17 protein-coding genes are annotated in these 15,433 nt (G+C 50.1%); 9 read left to right on the forward strand and 8 right to left on the reverse strand.

Features of this window, described 5'->3' with window-relative positions; genetic code table 11:
• The 8 genes from TQ39_RS21335 to TQ39_RS18515 all read left to right on the forward strand — a co-directional run.
• Window positions 1–453: popeye domain-containing protein (locus TQ39_RS21335; protein ID WP_242853544.1), on the forward strand; the 453-nt coding region annotated here is incomplete at its 5' end.
• Complete coding sequence (locus TQ39_RS18480; RefSeq protein WP_050006631.1) at window positions 450–1,190, forward strand: hypothetical protein; 741 nt, start codon at window positions 450–452, stop codon at window positions 1,188–1,190. The genes TQ39_RS21335 and TQ39_RS18480, both read left to right, overlap by 4 nt.
• 69 nt (window positions 1,191–1,259) lie before the next feature.
• Entirely contained in the window at window positions 1,260–1,670 is a 411-nt protein-coding gene (locus TQ39_RS18485) for a type II toxin-antitoxin system RelE/ParE family toxin (protein WP_050006632.1), read from the forward strand.
• Between the two features lie 43 nt (window positions 1,671–1,713).
• Window positions 1,714–2,166 carry a hypothetical protein gene (locus TQ39_RS18490; RefSeq protein ID WP_009322990.1) on the forward strand — a complete coding sequence of 151 codons (453 nt, stop codon included), beginning with the start codon at window positions 1,714–1,716 and terminating at the stop codon, window positions 2,164–2,166.
• Between the two features lie 3 nt (window positions 2,167–2,169).
• Complete coding sequence (locus TQ39_RS18495; RefSeq protein WP_009322989.1) at window positions 2,170–2,871, forward strand: hypothetical protein; 702 nt, start codon at window positions 2,170–2,172, stop codon at window positions 2,869–2,871.
• A gap of 482 nt (window positions 2,872–3,353) precedes the next feature.
• Window positions 3,354–3,743: a hypothetical protein gene (locus TQ39_RS18505; protein ID WP_009322988.1), complete on the forward strand. Its 390-nt coding sequence runs from the start codon at window positions 3,354–3,356 to the stop codon at window positions 3,741–3,743.
• A gap of 208 nt (window positions 3,744–3,951) precedes the next feature.
• Window positions 3,952–4,254, forward strand: a complete 303-nt coding sequence (locus TQ39_RS18510) for a type II toxin-antitoxin system RelB/DinJ family antitoxin (RefSeq protein ID WP_009322987.1) — start codon at window positions 3,952–3,954, stop codon at window positions 4,252–4,254.
• Window positions 4,251–4,559 carry a type II toxin-antitoxin system RelE/ParE family toxin gene (locus TQ39_RS18515; protein ID WP_009322986.1) on the forward strand — a complete coding sequence of 103 codons (309 nt, stop codon included), beginning with the start codon at window positions 4,251–4,253 and terminating at the stop codon, window positions 4,557–4,559. The genes TQ39_RS18510 and TQ39_RS18515 overlap by 4 nt, the downstream gene beginning before the upstream one ends.
• 378 nt (window positions 4,560–4,937) lie before the next feature.
• Here TQ39_RS18515 and TQ39_RS18520 read toward each other — a convergent pair whose 3' ends face one another.
• From TQ39_RS18520 to TQ39_RS18555, 8 genes are all read right to left on the reverse strand, one after another.
• Complete coding sequence (locus tag TQ39_RS18520) at window positions 4,938–5,141, reverse strand: hypothetical protein (RefSeq protein WP_009322985.1); 204 nt, start codon at window positions 5,139–5,141, stop codon at window positions 4,938–4,940.
• Window positions 5,142–5,261: 120 nt separating this feature from the next.
• On the reverse strand, window positions 5,262–7,709 hold the full coding sequence (locus tag TQ39_RS18525; protein ID WP_050006634.1) for a glycoside hydrolase family 30 protein: 2,448 nt from the start codon (window positions 7,707–7,709) through the stop codon (window positions 5,262–5,264).
• 21 nt (window positions 7,710–7,730) lie between these two features.
• Window positions 7,731–9,071: a glycoside hydrolase family 30 protein gene (locus TQ39_RS18530; protein WP_009322983.1), complete on the reverse strand. Its 1,341-nt coding sequence runs from the start codon at window positions 9,069–9,071 to the stop codon at window positions 7,731–7,733.
• A 16-nt stretch (window positions 9,072–9,087) separates the two neighbouring features.
• Window positions 9,088–10,437, reverse strand: coding sequence for a glycoside hydrolase family 30 protein (locus TQ39_RS18535; protein ID WP_009322982.1), 1,350 nt, complete (start codon window positions 10,435–10,437; stop codon window positions 9,088–9,090).
• A gap of 14 nt (window positions 10,438–10,451) precedes the next feature.
• A complete protein-coding gene (locus tag TQ39_RS18540; protein WP_009322981.1) occupies window positions 10,452–11,315 on the reverse strand; it encodes a carbohydrate ABC transporter permease in 864 nt (287 codons plus the stop codon).
• On the reverse strand, window positions 11,308–12,225 hold the full coding sequence (locus tag TQ39_RS18545; protein WP_050006635.1) for a carbohydrate ABC transporter permease: 918 nt from the start codon (window positions 12,223–12,225) through the stop codon (window positions 11,308–11,310). Before TQ39_RS18545 ends, TQ39_RS18540 begins: the two co-directional genes overlap by 8 nt.
• A gap of 65 nt (window positions 12,226–12,290) precedes the next feature.
• Window positions 12,291–13,601 (reverse strand): ABC transporter substrate-binding protein, encoded by a 1,311-nt coding sequence (locus TQ39_RS18550; protein WP_009322979.1) that lies wholly within the window; start codon window positions 13,599–13,601, stop codon window positions 12,291–12,293.
• Between the two features lie 70 nt (window positions 13,602–13,671).
• Window positions 13,672–14,646: a LacI family DNA-binding transcriptional regulator gene (locus TQ39_RS18555; protein ID WP_050006636.1), complete on the reverse strand. Its 975-nt coding sequence runs from the start codon at window positions 14,644–14,646 to the stop codon at window positions 13,672–13,674.
• A 577-nt stretch (window positions 14,647–15,223) separates the two neighbouring features.
• On the opposite strand from TQ39_RS18555, the gene TQ39_RS18560 reads away from it, so the two are divergent.
• The coding region (locus tag TQ39_RS18560; RefSeq protein ID WP_207641415.1) for a hypothetical protein at window positions 15,224–15,433 on the forward strand (210 nt) is incomplete at its 3' end.

Raw genomic sequence — 15,433 nt, forward strand, 5'->3', positions numbered from 1 at the left:
ATCGAACCCGAGCCGGAGCCTGCTCCGGAGCCGGAAGGACCGGCGGCACCGGTGGAGATCCCTGTGCAGGAGGACGCCCGCGCGCTGACGCTGGCCGACCTTGCCTGTACGCTGCTCTCCATCCTGTTTGCAATCCTTGTGTGGCTGCGCAGGAAAAAAGACGGCGGTGAAGATGCAAACGATGAAGATGAACAGGTCGATGAGGACGTAGAAGAAGATGAGCCGCGGGGATACGCTGTCCAGAAAACCGTGAATGCGGTGCTGGCGGTACTGTCTGTGGTATTGTTCTTCCTCACGCAGCCGCTTGTATGGCGCTTCCGATTGGTGGACTGGTGGACGGTGCTGTTCGTGCTGCTGTGCGGCACGGCGCTGGCCATGCTCATCTGGAAACGCAGAGAAGAAAACGACCCCGAAGAAATTGATGAAGAAAACATGGAGGATTTTGCAGAATGAAAACAATTGTATCACTGGCCCTTGCGGGCCTCATGTCCATTTCCGCACTGCTTCCCGCGCTGGCGGCGCAGGAAGCGGAAAGCGTATCCATCGCCGAAAGCTCCGGTATTTCGGAAAGTGTGACGCAGGCTGAAAATACTGCATCCGGCTCCGGAAGTTTGGCGGACGGAAGCGCCGCATCCGATTCCAGCAGTGCAGCGGATGAAAGCACTGCGCCGGAGTCCGGCAGCAATGCAGGGGCCGATGTTTCGCAGCCCGAATCCGACAGTATGCCGGTGGAGTCTGACAGCAGCACTTCTGAGGGTTCGGAAACGGAAACCAGCAGCTCGCTGCCTGTTTCCGACAGTATGACATCCGCTGAAATGGACGCTGACTCGGAACCGGCTTCCGGCAGCGAAACAGCGGAATCGGACGCCAATGGCGAAGATTCGTCTGGTGTAACGGCAGCAACAGCGGACGAACAGACGGTCCCTGTTACGGTATCGGAAGAATACGCGATCCTGCTTGCGACCAACCAGGCGGACAGCATGATGGGCCATGCGGGTATGAGGCGCAGCAGTACCTGTAAGCAGCTTGTCGAGTCCTTTATACTGGCGGACTACACTGCTGATAATGAGGAGAATGCCTATAAGCTTCTCTGGGCGGCACTCAACCAAGCTATCGTATCACTTTCGGAAGAAGGAGGAGGCATTGGGCATTGTGTTTATGGAAGTGGAACGATTCGATTGTATCGATAAGCTGATGCCCCAAATAGAAATATGTGCTTTTTTTGTGTTCGCAGCACTACACCAGTGGGAGTAAAAACAGTGACTAAAATTTATACCTTTTGCGAGAGGGACGGCCAGTCGCCGTTCCTTTCTTTATTTCATAAGCTCGACAGAAAGCTCCAGCAGAAGATTCTAAAAGGATTACGCTGCATGGTTCTATATCCGAGTTACCGTACACAACCGCATGTCAAGCATTTTACAATCGAACGGTATTCTGGCCTGTATGAGTATCGTGAGCGTATCCGCGTCTTGTTCCGTGTCATTTACATGGTGGATTCAAAACAAAATATCATCCTCCTCGCGCCATTTATAAAAAGGCGGGATAAGGACACACAGTATGCTTTGGAACTCGCCATACAGAGAGCCGTCATTATTCGGCAATACCCAGAGTGTCGCGTAGAGCTTGATCTCGGAGGTGAGACACCTGTATTGATTCACCGGGATATTTAGTATCCTTCCTTGCTATTTTGCAGTAGAAAAGAGGTTCAAAAAGATGAGAAAATGGATTCTGATGCTGGTCTGTGTCCTTACGCTATCGGCGCTTTCCGTATGCTTTGCAGAGGATTCCGACAACAGCGGCGAAGTGACAGCGCAACAGTCCTATGTGAATGAAGCGATTACAGTGACAAGCGAAACATCTGCGGACGCGCCCTCACAATCCCCAGTGCTGAGGGATGTTGCTTATATGACTCAAGGAGGCAGGCAGCTGATTATCAAACTGTATGATATAGATTCAGACTATGATGTAAGCCGCTTGGCCGAACCGGATTTTGAAGAGGGGGGATTGTTGTATACACATAAAAATAGCATCAAGGTGTCTGACAATCGCACTATGGAGACCAAGCAGGCCAGCCAGACAGTGACAGTCAGCCACACAGAAAAAGACAATGCCATGGGCAGCCTGCAGCCGATGCTGGAATACTCGGAAAATGGTTTTACGGGCTAGTTGATGCTCCAGCCAGAGAGCATCACAACAACGGAGGCGGGAAAAGAAAGCTACGGTTATACCGTAAGCGACACCCGTGAATATCCCAATCTGGACCGTAACGATACGGCGTACATTCCGAAAGCAGTGGAGAAAAACGGAGTATCCCTTACACTGGCAGGCATCGACTGGCAGGCTATGGGAAACGGCACTTTTACTGCGACAGCCAGCTATTCCGGTCGGGCAACAGGCAGCAAGGTCACAGGATATACCTCAAAAGCAATCTATTCCGGCGAAGTGAGCAAGGAAACGCTGGACAGCTGCACCTACAAAGTGATTTACGAAGGTGCCCCCATTCCTGCGCCCTATCTTCAGTATGGACTGACTGCGGGCAGTGTACTGGCTCTGCTCATCATTCTGGCTGTGCTTTGGAACAGACGAAAAAACGCGAAAATCTACGCTCTTTTGGATGGTGAATTCAAAATCGTTCGCCGGGTGCGGATTTCCTACATTGATCCCATCGTTGATCTGACGTCGGCCGCCGTCCAGAGTCGGGTGAGCGAATACATCATCACCATCGACCGCTGGGCAACAAAACGGCTGAACAATCAGCGTCTGCGGATTTTGTGCGGCGACGGCATGGTGCGTGAACGCAATATTCCTTTTGCTTTTCATTTTATCACAATCTATAGAGGCGAACAACGTTCCAATTCTAGAAAACGCTAAACATTCATTTTACCATTATTTCTACGCAATTAGAAAGTCGGGTTTTACAACCCAAGTATCATAGATATGCTTCTGCATGAATACAAGCCTGCAAAGCTTTAGTGTCTTGATTCTGTTCCGTTATCCGGCGTTGCGGGGTTTTCTCACAAAGCTGCCGATGTATCCATCTGCCAGCATCAACACATAACGCATAATTAAAAGTGCGAACTTGGCTTCTTTGTTCCGCTGATGGGTCAGTTCCCGGAAGAGCTGATTGCTTTATGGAGGAAACCCATTTTGTAGAAAGCATCAAATCGATATCGCTCTCCATATTCATCAAAATCGCGTGCCGTTTTCTCACCTCAAATCTGCAGGAGAGTGAGAAGTCGAGACTGGACCTACTGGCCTTTGTGTTTATATTATTGCGGCAGCTGCGGTCTGCACCGAAAGGCTACAATAACAGATAAGCATATAAAACATACGTCGGTGAACAGAGAAACGTATTGACTGGCTGTGACAACCACGGCTTTGATTATCCTTATATGAAAAAGTATCTTACGCTTCTGGAAGATGGAATGTCTTCCGGAGAGCCTGAACTTACAAAGGCCCATGCCCGTCTGCAGGCGCAGATTAGCAGCCGGGCTACGCCGCGCTTTGAACTTTTTATGGGCTGTCTCGGAAATAGAATTGCAGTTTGCAATAAAGCGGTTGAGGAAAATGGCGATTACAAGATGGTTGCACATATTTCAATAGAAGGCAACGTCATTTGGTGCATTGCGCCGGGAGATGCTCCGGCAAAGGATGTTATTAAAATTCGACATGTGGCCGATATGGAACGTAATCGATATGAAGTCTGGTTATCTACGCTCAGTGAAATGGAGCGGTATGCATGAAAACTCGAAAAAATGGCAACAAGTGAATTGATAAATCATATTCAGACGCAGCATACGAATCAGAATGAACTTCGAAAAGAACCTTTGAAATAGTTCTTTTTGCATCTTGCCTTTTTATGAAATTGCAGAGTTGTGGCACGTTTGTGGCCACAATATTGACAAATTAAAACGATTGTGATATGCTGATTTTAGACAGGAGGCGGAGTAAATGGAAAATATCGTTTCATCCGCGAAAACGGATATGTTTCGCATCCGAATCAATCCGGTGCTGCGCAAACAGTTGGAAGACGTGTATGGAAAAAATGGACTCACATTAACAGACGCGGTCAACGTTTTTTTTCAGCAGTCTCTGAATGCAGGAGGCTTTCCTTTCGAGGTGAATGAAAACAATGCTGAAATCATCAAAGCCAAGGCGATGGCCCGTTTGATGAAAGAATTGAAAGCTGCGCAGGAGGATGCAACAATTCACTCTGAAGATGAAGTTTATGCCATGTTCGGAGTTGAAAAATGAAAATAGTATATAAGCATCAGGCGGTATTGGATATTCGTCAAACGCAGGAATATATTGCAGAGACCCTTGGCAATAAAAGGGCCGCTCAAAAGCTGGTTGCATCTATTTTGAAGGCAATATCTTTGCTGGAAGAGAATCCAATGATGGGCGTATCTATGGGAGCAAAATTTGAAATAAAAACTTCTATACGTTTTTTTATAGTCGCCAAGCATTTGGTTTTTTATGAGATCAGCGAGGATAACATGCTTTCTATTTTACGTGTATTGGATGGGCGGCAAGATTATCTAGCAATTCTTTTCGGCTGATTGGTCCCAGAACAGAAAATGATTTTTAAAAGTGCAGCGGTGAATCCGCTGCACTTATTTTTATATACAGAAAAGCGGGGCTTACGCCGAAAAGCGCAAGTCCCGCAATAGCAAAATCGAACAAATCAAATTGCTTATCAACCAAACTCAGACGGCTGATATGGAGTTGGAACTCGGAGTTGAATTACCAGAATAGTCCCATATCCCGTTGTCCCGCAGCTTTGTCATTGCGGGACTGTTCTGCTGATCGAATCCCATTCGATTTAATAATACTGGTTCTTTTTTTCTCTTCAAACAGAGCTTCAGACATTTCTCCGCTTACCTCCAAAATCTTGTCGGTTGTAAAATACATATTGACTTCTGTACGGAGTTCTTCGATTACTTCATGAATTTTTTCCAATGTGCTACAGAGCTGCCAGCCCGTTTCATCATATCTTCTCTGCGGCACTTTCCTTGCAGGCTATTTTGCATTCGATTCCAGTTCTGCTCCGCTTTCTCCTTTGTCATGTCCCAAAAACTTTCGGCGCTTTCGTCATCGGAGCGCGTAAGATAGTAAAGCACATCTTCCAGTTCATCTGCCACTCAGTATCCCCCAACTTGCGTACCACAATGTAAACATGTACTCGGTTCATGTCCGTCGCTGACGTGGTTTTTTTGCTGTATATTTTGGTTTATGTTTATAATATGTTTTACTATTACAGATCAGCCAGAAGAAGCTGGGAAAAATTCGATGTTGTCCACACAGCTCCAGTCACCAGAATTTCCCTCGGTATAGAATCCCACGGTGCATTTGCCATTGGTGACTTGAATGTTGTCAATTTCCACTTGCACCCAAGGTGTGCTAACTGGAATGTCCACGCTCATTTCCGTAGCGCCGAAATCCGTGGCCAAGATCTTATTCTGGGTTTGTCCGCCTCCGGATTGCACCATTGCGCGCAAGGTGTAGGTGCCGTTGGGCAAATCGTAGATCGTTTGCCACGTATAGGCATCATGGGTCTGTGGCGAATAGTGCACAACATGAAATCTCCCCGAAGCAGAGTTGCTGTTTTTTTCAAGGTAGGTAGACTCGGGATTTGCTCCTTCGAAATGCCATCCCTTGGGTTGTGCCACAGCGCTTCCGTCGTCTTCAAAGCTGGCGTTTGACACAAGGTTGTTGCTCAAAGGCGGGATTCCATCACTGTATCCGTTACAAAAAGCAATGTCATCAATATAATAGTCCCCTTTCCAGTAGAAGCCCAATCGAATCTGCGCGATATGTGTCCGGTCAAAGCCCAACGCACCGCCCACTGGCACCCAGACGCGGGTCCAGTTCTCATACACAGTTTTTTCATGGCTCCAGGCAGAGGATTCATTTCCGTTCATGTCCACAAAAGTGACTTTGACAGTGCAACTGCCAGGATTCACCATATCCTTCACAGAAAAAGTCAAATATTGATACGGGGATCCATCCACACTCGCGCTCTCTTGAGGCGTGATTGTGGCACACTGGGAAGCGGTCCCCGGGTCTCCGTTTGCGGTGGTTGTCAGCTTTATTCCGTTGCTTCCACCCAGATTAGCAGTGCTCGCTGCTGGGCTAACTGATGCACCGGTGCCTGCACTATAGTTGGTGTTATTCTCCAAGTTGTTGAACCAAATCGGTTCGGTATCGGTGCCGGTTTGAGTACCGCTCCATGTCATGGTGACCAAAGACTCCGGCAACATGGTGTAGGTCATGGAGCGGTCGCCCCAGCGGATCTTGACTGTCTGTGCCGCATCCTGCAGATTGGCAAGTACCAGTACCTTTCCGCCGTCGGGATTCTTGAACGCTACCGTCTCTATATTTCCGTCCAGACTGGTGGAGTCGATGCGCACCGCACCGGGATCCACAAACTTGCTGACATGGCCCAGGGTGTAATAGTCAACATTATATTCCCAATTCCCGGTTTGGGTATCGATGGTCACTAAGCCTCGGTTGGTGGAGTCGTGCCCTTGGTTAACATCGTAGTAATAGTCCGGGCCGCCATTTTCATCCAAGGCCAGATTCCAGAAGATGATGCTCTTGCTCCAGTTGCGAGCAATGTTAATGACGCAACTGCTCTGGTTAAGAAACGCTGTTTTCCACTTTGGAAATCCCCATTCTCCACCAGATCCTTCAGTGAACCAGATATCCTTGCTAGGATATTCTTTATGGACGACAGACATCACCTCTTCGTCCCCTTCGTACCAGTGCCACGCCGATCCGTCTACCGCATTCCTAGCATCTGCGTCTTCGTAAAATTCCAGAGGATAAGAACCCTCTCGGTAATTGGTGGTGGTATAGCTGTGATCCCAGCAAAGGATCTTGGCATCAATCCCGTTCTGGGTGAGCGTGGGACGAAGATAATCTGCTACCAGCGTTTGGGCCTGTGTATGGGACATGGGTAGAGCTGGCCAGTCATAGCTTGCGTGGTCTGGCTCGTTATTAGGAGTGATGGCGTAGATGTCGATGCCGCGGCTCTCATAATTCTGAATGAACTTAGTGATGTAGTTGGCGTAGGCTTGGTATTTCAACGTTTTGAGCGTTCCCTTGACATTGTTATACATGCCGAGTTCGGAACCGTTTTGCTTCATCCAGCCCGGCGGACTCCAACAAGATGCCATCACCTTTACCCGGCCCGGTTCCACCGCCAGAGCGTCTTCCACTGTTGGGAATATCTCCTTTAACTCATGGGAAAAGTCAAAACCAGGCAGGCTGTCCGCCTGTTCGGAGGAAGCGAAGGTATAGGGGGCTACACAGTGATCTGTCGCACCGATGGGTTGACGCAGCATGCTCAAGCCGATGCCGGTTTCCTTGTCAAACAAAGCCGTCATCATACTTATCTGCTGCTGATTAGAGAGTTCCGTCTGATACAGATGGGCGCTGGCCTCTGTGATGGAAGCGCCGAAACCATCCATTGTCTGATATGTGTTATTCTCCTCCACAGTGATGAGATTGCTGATATTCACACCGTCATCCATGCGGAACTGCAGCGGCGTCTGCTGTTCCAGTCCTTTTTCCATCCCACTGTCCGAGGCGTTGACCTTTGAGACCCACACTGCGACAGCCGGCCCCTCCTCTGAAGCAAAGACCGGCGGAGTCCAAGCGGCCATCATTGTAATCGCCAGCAAGCAGGATATGATCTTTTTTTTCATAAGAACACTTCCTTTCACAGATTATGATTTGATTACGATGGTGGAAATAGAGCAAGGGGGACAGGGCACGTAAAACAATTCTCCCTCCAGGCGAAGTGTGGCAGGCAATTTCTCTGTAGTTCGGTTCAAGAGAATCACCGCGATAGTGCTATCAGGGTTTTCAAATGCGGTCACCTCCATTTTCTCCGAATAACAGGTGGTGGCGATTCTCCGTGCATGCTCTTTAATGTGGCGGCTGAAATGGGCAATGTAATAGAAAGACGGCTTGTAGTTGATTTGCCCGGTGCGAGTGTCACAGATGACGGGCGCTTCGCAGAAATTGCCCACATGATTGGGCCCGCCCTCCTCGTTCAAGGCGATGTTCCAGTCGATAAAAAGGTTCATACCGGCGTTTAAGTTACCGATCATGTCATGAGCATACATCTGGGCATTTTTAAGTGCTTGAGTCTTGTCGAAGCGACTGTACTCGATACAACCCTCTGAGAACATGAGCAGTTTGTTCGGGAAGCATTCCCGCACAAGGCGCACTGCGTCAAAGTGATCGCCGCTGTACCAATGGAACGCCACGCCGGCGACCATCCTGTCCGTCTCGGTGGTGATGCATTGCGCTGTGCGTTCAAACATGCGTTCCTTATTATGATCCCAGACGAATACCTCTAAATCACCCAACCCGTTTTCCACCAGAGTGGGGTGGAGATGCTTTATCAGAAAATCTCTCTCTTCCTGTGCGGAATACAGGCAGCTGTCCCAAGTCTGTGCGGCGTTCGGCTCATTTTGAATGGACAGGCGGGTGACCTGGACGCCTCGCCTGCGGTATTCGTGAATGTATTTGCAGATATATCGGGCCCAAAGATCCGCATACTCAAGCCGGAGCTTTCCGCCGCCATTGCGGCTGCCGTTGGTTTTCATAAAGGCGGGCGGTGACCAGGGCGACAGCATGACCGGTAGCTTTTTGCCCGCTAATTCCTCAGCCATGAGGATGTAGGGAATAATGTTCCTTTCGTCGTGGCGCAATGAGAAGGTGGAAAAATCGGTGTCCTCATCCTCGATGGCACAATAATTCTCTCTGGAAAAATCACAGCTGTCCAAGTGGGTACGCACCAGGGAATAGCCAATGCCCGACGGACCGTAGTAGGAATTCAGTACCTGCCGCGCCGTCTCAGGGGGCAGAGCCTGCAACACCAGCCCTACCGCTTCAGTGATGGCGCCTCCGAAACCGAGAAACGTCTGATAGCGCACTTGAGGGTAGAGATTCACCAGGTGCAACTCCTGCCCTTGTTCATCCGGCACACTGGCGAGTTCGGCGGTGTACTCGGCAAGACGCCCGTCTTTCTCAAAGGTAGTAACGATGTATCCCGTCATAGCCCATTCCTCCGTGTCATTTCTGAAGAATCATGCTGTTGAAGGACTCTCCTGCCAGCGTGAAGGAGAGCCGTTCACCTTCCAGCTCCACGATTAGATCTTTCTCTTCGGGGAAGGGATTGAACGCTTCTACCACATAACTGCCGTCCGGGTTGCGGAAGAGCAGACTGTCCGCTGCCATGTGTCCCTTGATGCCCAGCCGAACAGCATCGGGCCGGATGGGATTGGAGAAATGCTTCATCACATAAAAATCCGGATTGAAAACCGCACGCTTTTGCCCCGGATCAACTGTTACCATGGCGTTTTGAGGGTCGCCCCAAGTGCTACGGCCCCAAGGCTCCAAGATCATGTTCCAGTACAGATAACTCTCGGCACCGTTGCTGATATAGTGCTTCAACATGGTCCAGACATATTTTGCGTATTCCCAGGTATTGTCGCCGAAGCCGCACTCGTTTTCCGACTGCATTAAACGGATCTGGGGCCACCAGCTCTCAAAGGTTCGCTGGATAGCGATTTTGCCACCCCACTGGTAACTCACGCCGGCGATATACTGCCGCGCCCGGTCGTCCTGCAGGACGATGTTGGCAAAATAGTCGTAGTCTTCGGTGGCCCACTTGTCGAAAATGAGCCGATTGTAGTCACATCCGGGGGCGTTGATGGTACCTAACCAAATCTCAGTATCCAGCCCTGCACGGCGGAACGCTGGGCCAAGCCAATCCCGAATGAAATCGCGCAGTTCGGTACCCGTCCACATGCAGGAGGGGAACTTTTGGTTTGCCACCGGCTCGTTCTGCACGTGCACTTGGTCGATTCGAATTCCCCGTTGAGCGTAACCTTCCACGTACTTTACAAAATATTGCGCATAGGCGGACAAGTTCTGATCTTCCCAAATTAGCTTGCCCCAGTTGTAGACCGGCGGGTTTTTCATCCAAGTGGGGGGGCTCCATGGCGAGGCGAACAGGCGAAGATCAGGCGCGTACTTCATCGCCCGCTTCACAAAGGGAATCAAGGCCTGCTCATCCCGCTTCAGCGAGAAGTTGCTCAGTTCATAATCTCCTGCGGTTTCATCCAGACTGTACCAGCTTAGGGAATAATCGTTAGCGCCGATGGGAAGCCGACAGAAATTGATATTACACCCTTCCTTTTCAGGAGCGAACAGTTCTCTCAATAGGGTTTCCTGCTCCTCAACGTTCAACTGCAGGAGGGCCTTGTATCCCAGCTCGTTGAAGCAAGCGCCGAATCCGTGCATTTTTTGGTATTCATTCCCATCGGCATATAAGGTTGCCGGACGCTTGGTGGCCTCCCAGCCTTTTCCGGTCTGCCAGCGGGCGCTTTCAGTTGACCAGCGCCATTCCACTCGTTTCATAAATGTTTTCCACCTTATTTATCCGAGCCCACAGTGAGGCCGTTGATGATGTATTTCGAGAAGAAGATATAAACGATGATAATGGGCACGATGGAAATCGCGATGGCAAGGTACATGGCACCGTAGTTGGAGAGATACAGTCCCTTGATCATGGCGATCATCACCGGCATGGTGTATTTTTTATTGGAGGTCAGAAGAATCAATGGTCCCATATAATTGTTCCAACAGGATACAAAGTTGAAGATGCACATGGTGGCCACGCCGGGCAGTACACAGGGCAGCACAATGCGATTAAAGATCTTCCATTCACCGCAGCCCTCCAGCCGTGCCGCTTCCATCATGGACTGGGGGATACTCTGCTCAATGATACCTCGCAGAAAGAATACCGCGGTGGCGTTGGCAATGCCGGGAAGTATGAACGGAACGTAAGAGTTGAGCAGGTGCAGCCTGAGGTTGAGCTGATAAAAGCCAATCATACTCAGTTGACTGGGGATCATCATGGAAGCTAGCACCACGGCAAACAGCACATTCCTGCCTTTAAAGCGGTATTTGCCAAATCCAAAGGCAGCAAGTGCGCCGAAATATCCTGTGAAAGCAGTGTAGGGTACCGCGATGCACAAACTGTTGAGAAAACCCCGCCAGATGTTCACATGGCTCTGCATGGTGGCATAATTCTCCAGAGTGCTGGCACCAGGCAGCAGGTTTAAGCGGGTCACGATATCAAAACTGGAGTGGGTGGCGTTGACCATGACCAGATAGAACGGCACGATACTCAGCAGCACCAGTGCAATTAAGAACAGATACATCACAATCTTTGCTGTGCCGGAGAGGAGCCTGCTCTGGGTATTTTGCCGTTTGTCAAATGTTTTTTCAGCCATCGTAGATATCCTCTTTTCTGCGCATGGCCCGTAGCGCAAAGGCGCTGAGCACAGCAATAATTAGGAACAGTCCCATCGACATGGCAGATGCATATCCGTAATTGAAGCTCTTGAAGCCTTGGTTGTAGAGGTACATAGCGGTAGTCAGAACCGCCTTGTTGGGATCTCCAGTCCCGTTGGTTAGAGTGGCCGGTACATCAAACAGCTGCATACCGCCAATGATGGAGGTAATGGTCATATAAATCAGTGTAGGACGAATCAATGGCAGGGTGATACGGGTAAAGGTCCGGAATTTACCCGCACCGTCCACTAGGGCTGCATCGTACACGGAAGAGTCAATGGTGGTGATGCCTGCCATTACGATCACTGTGGTGTAGCCAAACCACATCCACCACTGGATGTAGGAGACCATTCCCGAGGTGAAGGTGCCGTTGTTAAAAAAGGAAAAGGGCGCACCCGGTACTCCCAGAGCTACCAAAATGTAGTTGGCCACCGATTTGTCGCCGTCGAACAACAGATTAAACAAAAGCCCCACCGACGCCGCAGTGATAAGGTTAGGCAGGTAATAGGCCGCACGGAAAAATTTCATTCCCCGAACGCGGTTGAAGGTGAACAGGGCTGACAGCACCAGCGCACATGCCATCTGCGGCAGGAAGTTGAACACCCAGATGCGCAGCGTGTTCCAGACCGTTAGGTAGAACACTCGGTCGGTGAACAGCCGCCGATAGTTGCTTAGGCCAAGAAAAGTAATTGGCGAAAGGCCATCCCACTTCTGGAAACTAAGAAAAAAGGTGTAGATAATGGGATACAGCCCAAACACTGCGAACACCACGAAAAAAGGTGCGATGAAAAGGTAGCCGCACCAGCCTTTGTCAATGTGGCGGATGCACCGCCGTTTCTGCTTGTTCATCCTTGGTACTCCTCTGTGAAAAAGGGACGGCGACAAACCGTGCGCCGCCGTCCCTTCGGATCGTGTTATTCCACTGTCAGTTCAGGGTATGCTGTGAGCGCGTCATCCTTGAACTGCTGGACCGCAGCGTCCTTATCCAGCTCGCCGGTGGCATACAGCTTGGCAGCCGAGAGGAAAGCGGTGTTGAGCTGCCCGTCGTAAGCGGTCATCAAGTCATTGGGGAGCTTGCTCATCTGGTCGTTGTAGAACGCGAACAGATTCTGTCCGCCCAGCACTTTTTCACCCTCACCGGTCGCCAAAGCCTCATCCGCGGACTTGAGAGAAACATACTCGCCATACTCTGCGGCGTAGGCCTGCTGTGCTTCGCTGTTGCAAGTTACATACTCCATGAAAGCCCAAGCCAGATCCTTATTGGGGCTGTCCTTGTAGATACCCAGCCAAGTACCGCCCTTCACATAAGGCACAGGTCCTTCGCACAGCGCCCACTGGCCCACCGTGTTGACGGCAGAAGGCTTCACCACAAACTGGTATCCCCAGGTAGGCAGTACATAACAGAAGGTGTCGTCGCTTTCCACCGCTGCAGACCACTCCGGGGCCCACGGATCCACATTTAAGTCATAGCCCTTCTCGGTGATGGTCTTGGCCATGTCCATAAACTCGAGCATGGAGTCGTCGATGATCAGCTTGCCATCCACGACCCAGGGTTGCTCCCGGTTGGAGAACTGCATATTCATGATATCCTGCCAACTGGCGAACATCTTAATACCGGCCTCTTTGAATTTGGCGGCCGCCTCCAGCATAGCCTCGTTGCTGTTCAGCAGGGCGGATACTTCCTGAGGTTCCTCGGTACCCAATACCTCCAGCGCCATATCACGGCGATACATAATGGAACCCGGAGATGCCTGCCAGCTCAAAGCGCGGATAGCGCCCGAATCATCGGTGCCAACGCCCACCACATACTCCCACATATCAGAGGTATACTGCTCCACATTGTAAGGCTCGGCCCGCAGATCCTCCCAATAACCGGAATCCACCAGATACTTCACATAGTCGGATTCGCCGGTGAAAATGTCGGGCGCGCCCTGACCACTGGCCAGAGTCGGCGTCAATTTTGCCAGAAAGTCAGCATTGGGAACTACCGTGATGTTTACGGTCACATCGGGGTACAGTTTGTTGAAACCTTCCACAAAACGGCCCAGTTCTTCGCCAGAGGACCAAACTTCCAACGTACCGCTTAGGGCCGTGTCGGTCTGTGAGACGGACGCGGACGTAGGGGCGCTGGAGCCGGAGGGCGTGCTGGCGGGGGCGCTCTGCCCGCAAGCTGCGAGCGACAGCGTCAGTGCGAATGCAAGTACAGCTGAAATTAGTTTTTTCATAACCCTCACCTTTCTTGTGTTTTGTTCTAATCTATCTCCATCAATACGCCCAAGCCCGGACGTATTGCGGTCACCGGGGAACCGTTTCCACTGATTGGCCTTCTACCACCTCCGGTACTACCAACTCACAAATCCGCTTCTGGCTGCCATCCAATCGGTCCAGAAGAGTCTTGGCAAGGCGTTCACCAATCTCGTAGACTGGCTGGCGTACCGTGGTCACATGAGGGGTACACAACAAGTGATGACCCAATCCGTCAAATCCCGCCAATGAAAAATCCTCCGGCACGCGAAGGCCCATCTCCGCGGCGGCCTTGCACACGCCAATGGCCATAGTGTCGGTTGCACAGAAAATCGCAGTGCATCGGGTGGTGGCCAAAAGTTTCTTGGCGGCGCTACAGCCGCCCTCCACACTGTTTTCTGCCTGGATGACAAGCGTAGGATCCACCGGAATACCGGCATCTTCTATGGCACACTCATATCCGGCATATCGATCCGCCGTGTAGTCCTTGTTTTCTAGTACGTTGATCATTCCAATGCGGCAGTGGCCCGCCTTGATTAACCGATCTACCACGTTTTTCGCGCCTCTGATGTTATCCACATCAATGCAGTCTACATCCTGCAGCTCCGTGTGGCCAAACAGGGTGATGGGCCGAGAACGCTGGCTTGCGTATTCGTGAAATTCCAGGATTTCGTTTTTCAAAAGTCCCGTCACAATATATCCATCGCAAAAATGTTCCCGTGAACGATCGCGGAGAATGAGAAAGGAGTACATCCGCCTGCTGAGTACATTGCTGATTCCAGCGATAAAGTGCATCACGAAAGGGTTGCTAAGGTCTATACTTTCCGGTACGAAAACATCGATAATGCCACTACGCTTGGCCACTAAATTTTTTGCTGCCACATTAGGTATGTACTGCAGAGAAGACATCACCCGCCGCACCCGTTCGCATGTTTCAGCTTTGACCTTCTCAGGCGTATTGATTACGCGGGACACAGTGATGGGTGACACCTGCGCTTTACGCGCTACATCTTTCAATGTTGACATGATTCATTTCCTCAAAATGTTATCGTTATCATTTCTGTTTATACGATAGCATATGTTCTACACCTTTTCAATCGGTTTCATCATTTTGAGAGCATTTTCTATAAGGGCGTTATGATATTGTTATCATTTTGCGGAAAAATGCACAAATACAAGTGTGCTAATTAAATCTTTTTGGTTTTATGGGATCATATTGATTCCGAAGCCGAAGGGTCTTAATCAACTTTCAACTTGATTGATATTATAACTTAAACACCTGTTTTCTAAGCTTCTCAAGCGTGCGGTATAAGCTGTCAAGACCTATGCACAACCCAAAATGCTTCTTATCGGTTCCGCCAGTTTTTTGCAAAAAATTTTTCATAAACAAATTTTGTAAATGCACAACCAGAGAATTTTGGTGTACAATAGACTTATTCTTTAAGGTAAGAGTTATTTTCAGGTAGGAGTTTCGCAGAGACGGATGCGCCGTTCTGCGCCTGTCTGAGTACAACTATGCCTTTTAGAACCGCAAGCCATACTGATGCCCTGTTAGGGTGCCGGTATGGCTTTTTTATTTACCATCCGATAAGGAGGACTTTGTATGAGTGATTTATTCGACGATCTGGACTTTGAAATGCTCGGCGGGGACTTTGAGGATCCGTTCGAGAACGAGCCTGTGGACCCCGTGCCACCTCCCGTTCCCGGTATGCCTAACGCAGGGCATCAGCCTATGCAGCATCCGGAAGCCGCTGCGCAAAAGGCTTCTGAAGTTGGTTGTACTGATGATCCGGCACAGCAGCCCATCTCTGAT

The organism is Ruthenibacterium lactatiformans, from assembly GCF_000949455.1.
In the GTDB taxonomy this organism is placed as follows: domain Bacteria; phylum Bacillota; class Clostridia; order Oscillospirales; family Ruminococcaceae; genus Ruthenibacterium; species Ruthenibacterium lactatiformans.

Coding starts and splice junctions, on each gene's coding strand:
- TQ39_RS18540 (WP_009322981.1), bottom strand. CDS start 11,315: ATGGCTGAAAAAACATTTGACAAACGGCAAAATACCCAGAGCAGGCTC.
- TQ39_RS18545 (WP_050006635.1), bottom strand. CDS start 12,225: ATGAACAAGCAGAAACGGCGGTGCATCCGCCACATTGACAAAGGCTGG.
- TQ39_RS18515 (WP_009322986.1), top strand. CDS start 4,251: ATGAAAATAGTATATAAGCATCAGGCGGTATTGGATATTCGTCAAACG.
- TQ39_RS18555 (WP_050006636.1), bottom strand. CDS start 14,646: ATGTCAACATTGAAAGATGTAGCGCGTAAAGCGCAGGTGTCACCCATC.
- TQ39_RS18535 (WP_009322982.1), bottom strand. CDS start 10,437: ATGAAACGAGTGGAATGGCGCTGGTCAACTGAAAGCGCCCGCTGGCAG.
- TQ39_RS18530 (WP_009322983.1), bottom strand. CDS start 9,071: ATGACGGGATACATCGTTACTACCTTTGAGAAAGACGGGCGTCTTGCC.
- TQ39_RS18495 (WP_009322989.1), top strand. CDS start 2,170: ATGCTCCAGCCAGAGAGCATCACAACAACGGAGGCGGGAAAAGAAAGC.
- TQ39_RS18490 (WP_009322990.1), top strand. CDS start 1,714: ATGAGAAAATGGATTCTGATGCTGGTCTGTGTCCTTACGCTATCGGCG.
- TQ39_RS18480 (WP_050006631.1), top strand. CDS start 450: ATGAAAACAATTGTATCACTGGCCCTTGCGGGCCTCATGTCCATTTCC.
- TQ39_RS18510 (WP_009322987.1), top strand. CDS start 3,952: ATGGAAAATATCGTTTCATCCGCGAAAACGGATATGTTTCGCATCCGA.
- TQ39_RS18550 (WP_009322979.1), bottom strand. CDS start 13,601: ATGAAAAAACTAATTTCAGCTGTACTTGCATTCGCACTGACGCTGTCG.
- TQ39_RS18525 (WP_050006634.1), bottom strand. CDS start 7,709: ATGAAAAAAAAGATCATATCCTGCTTGCTGGCGATTACAATGATGGCC.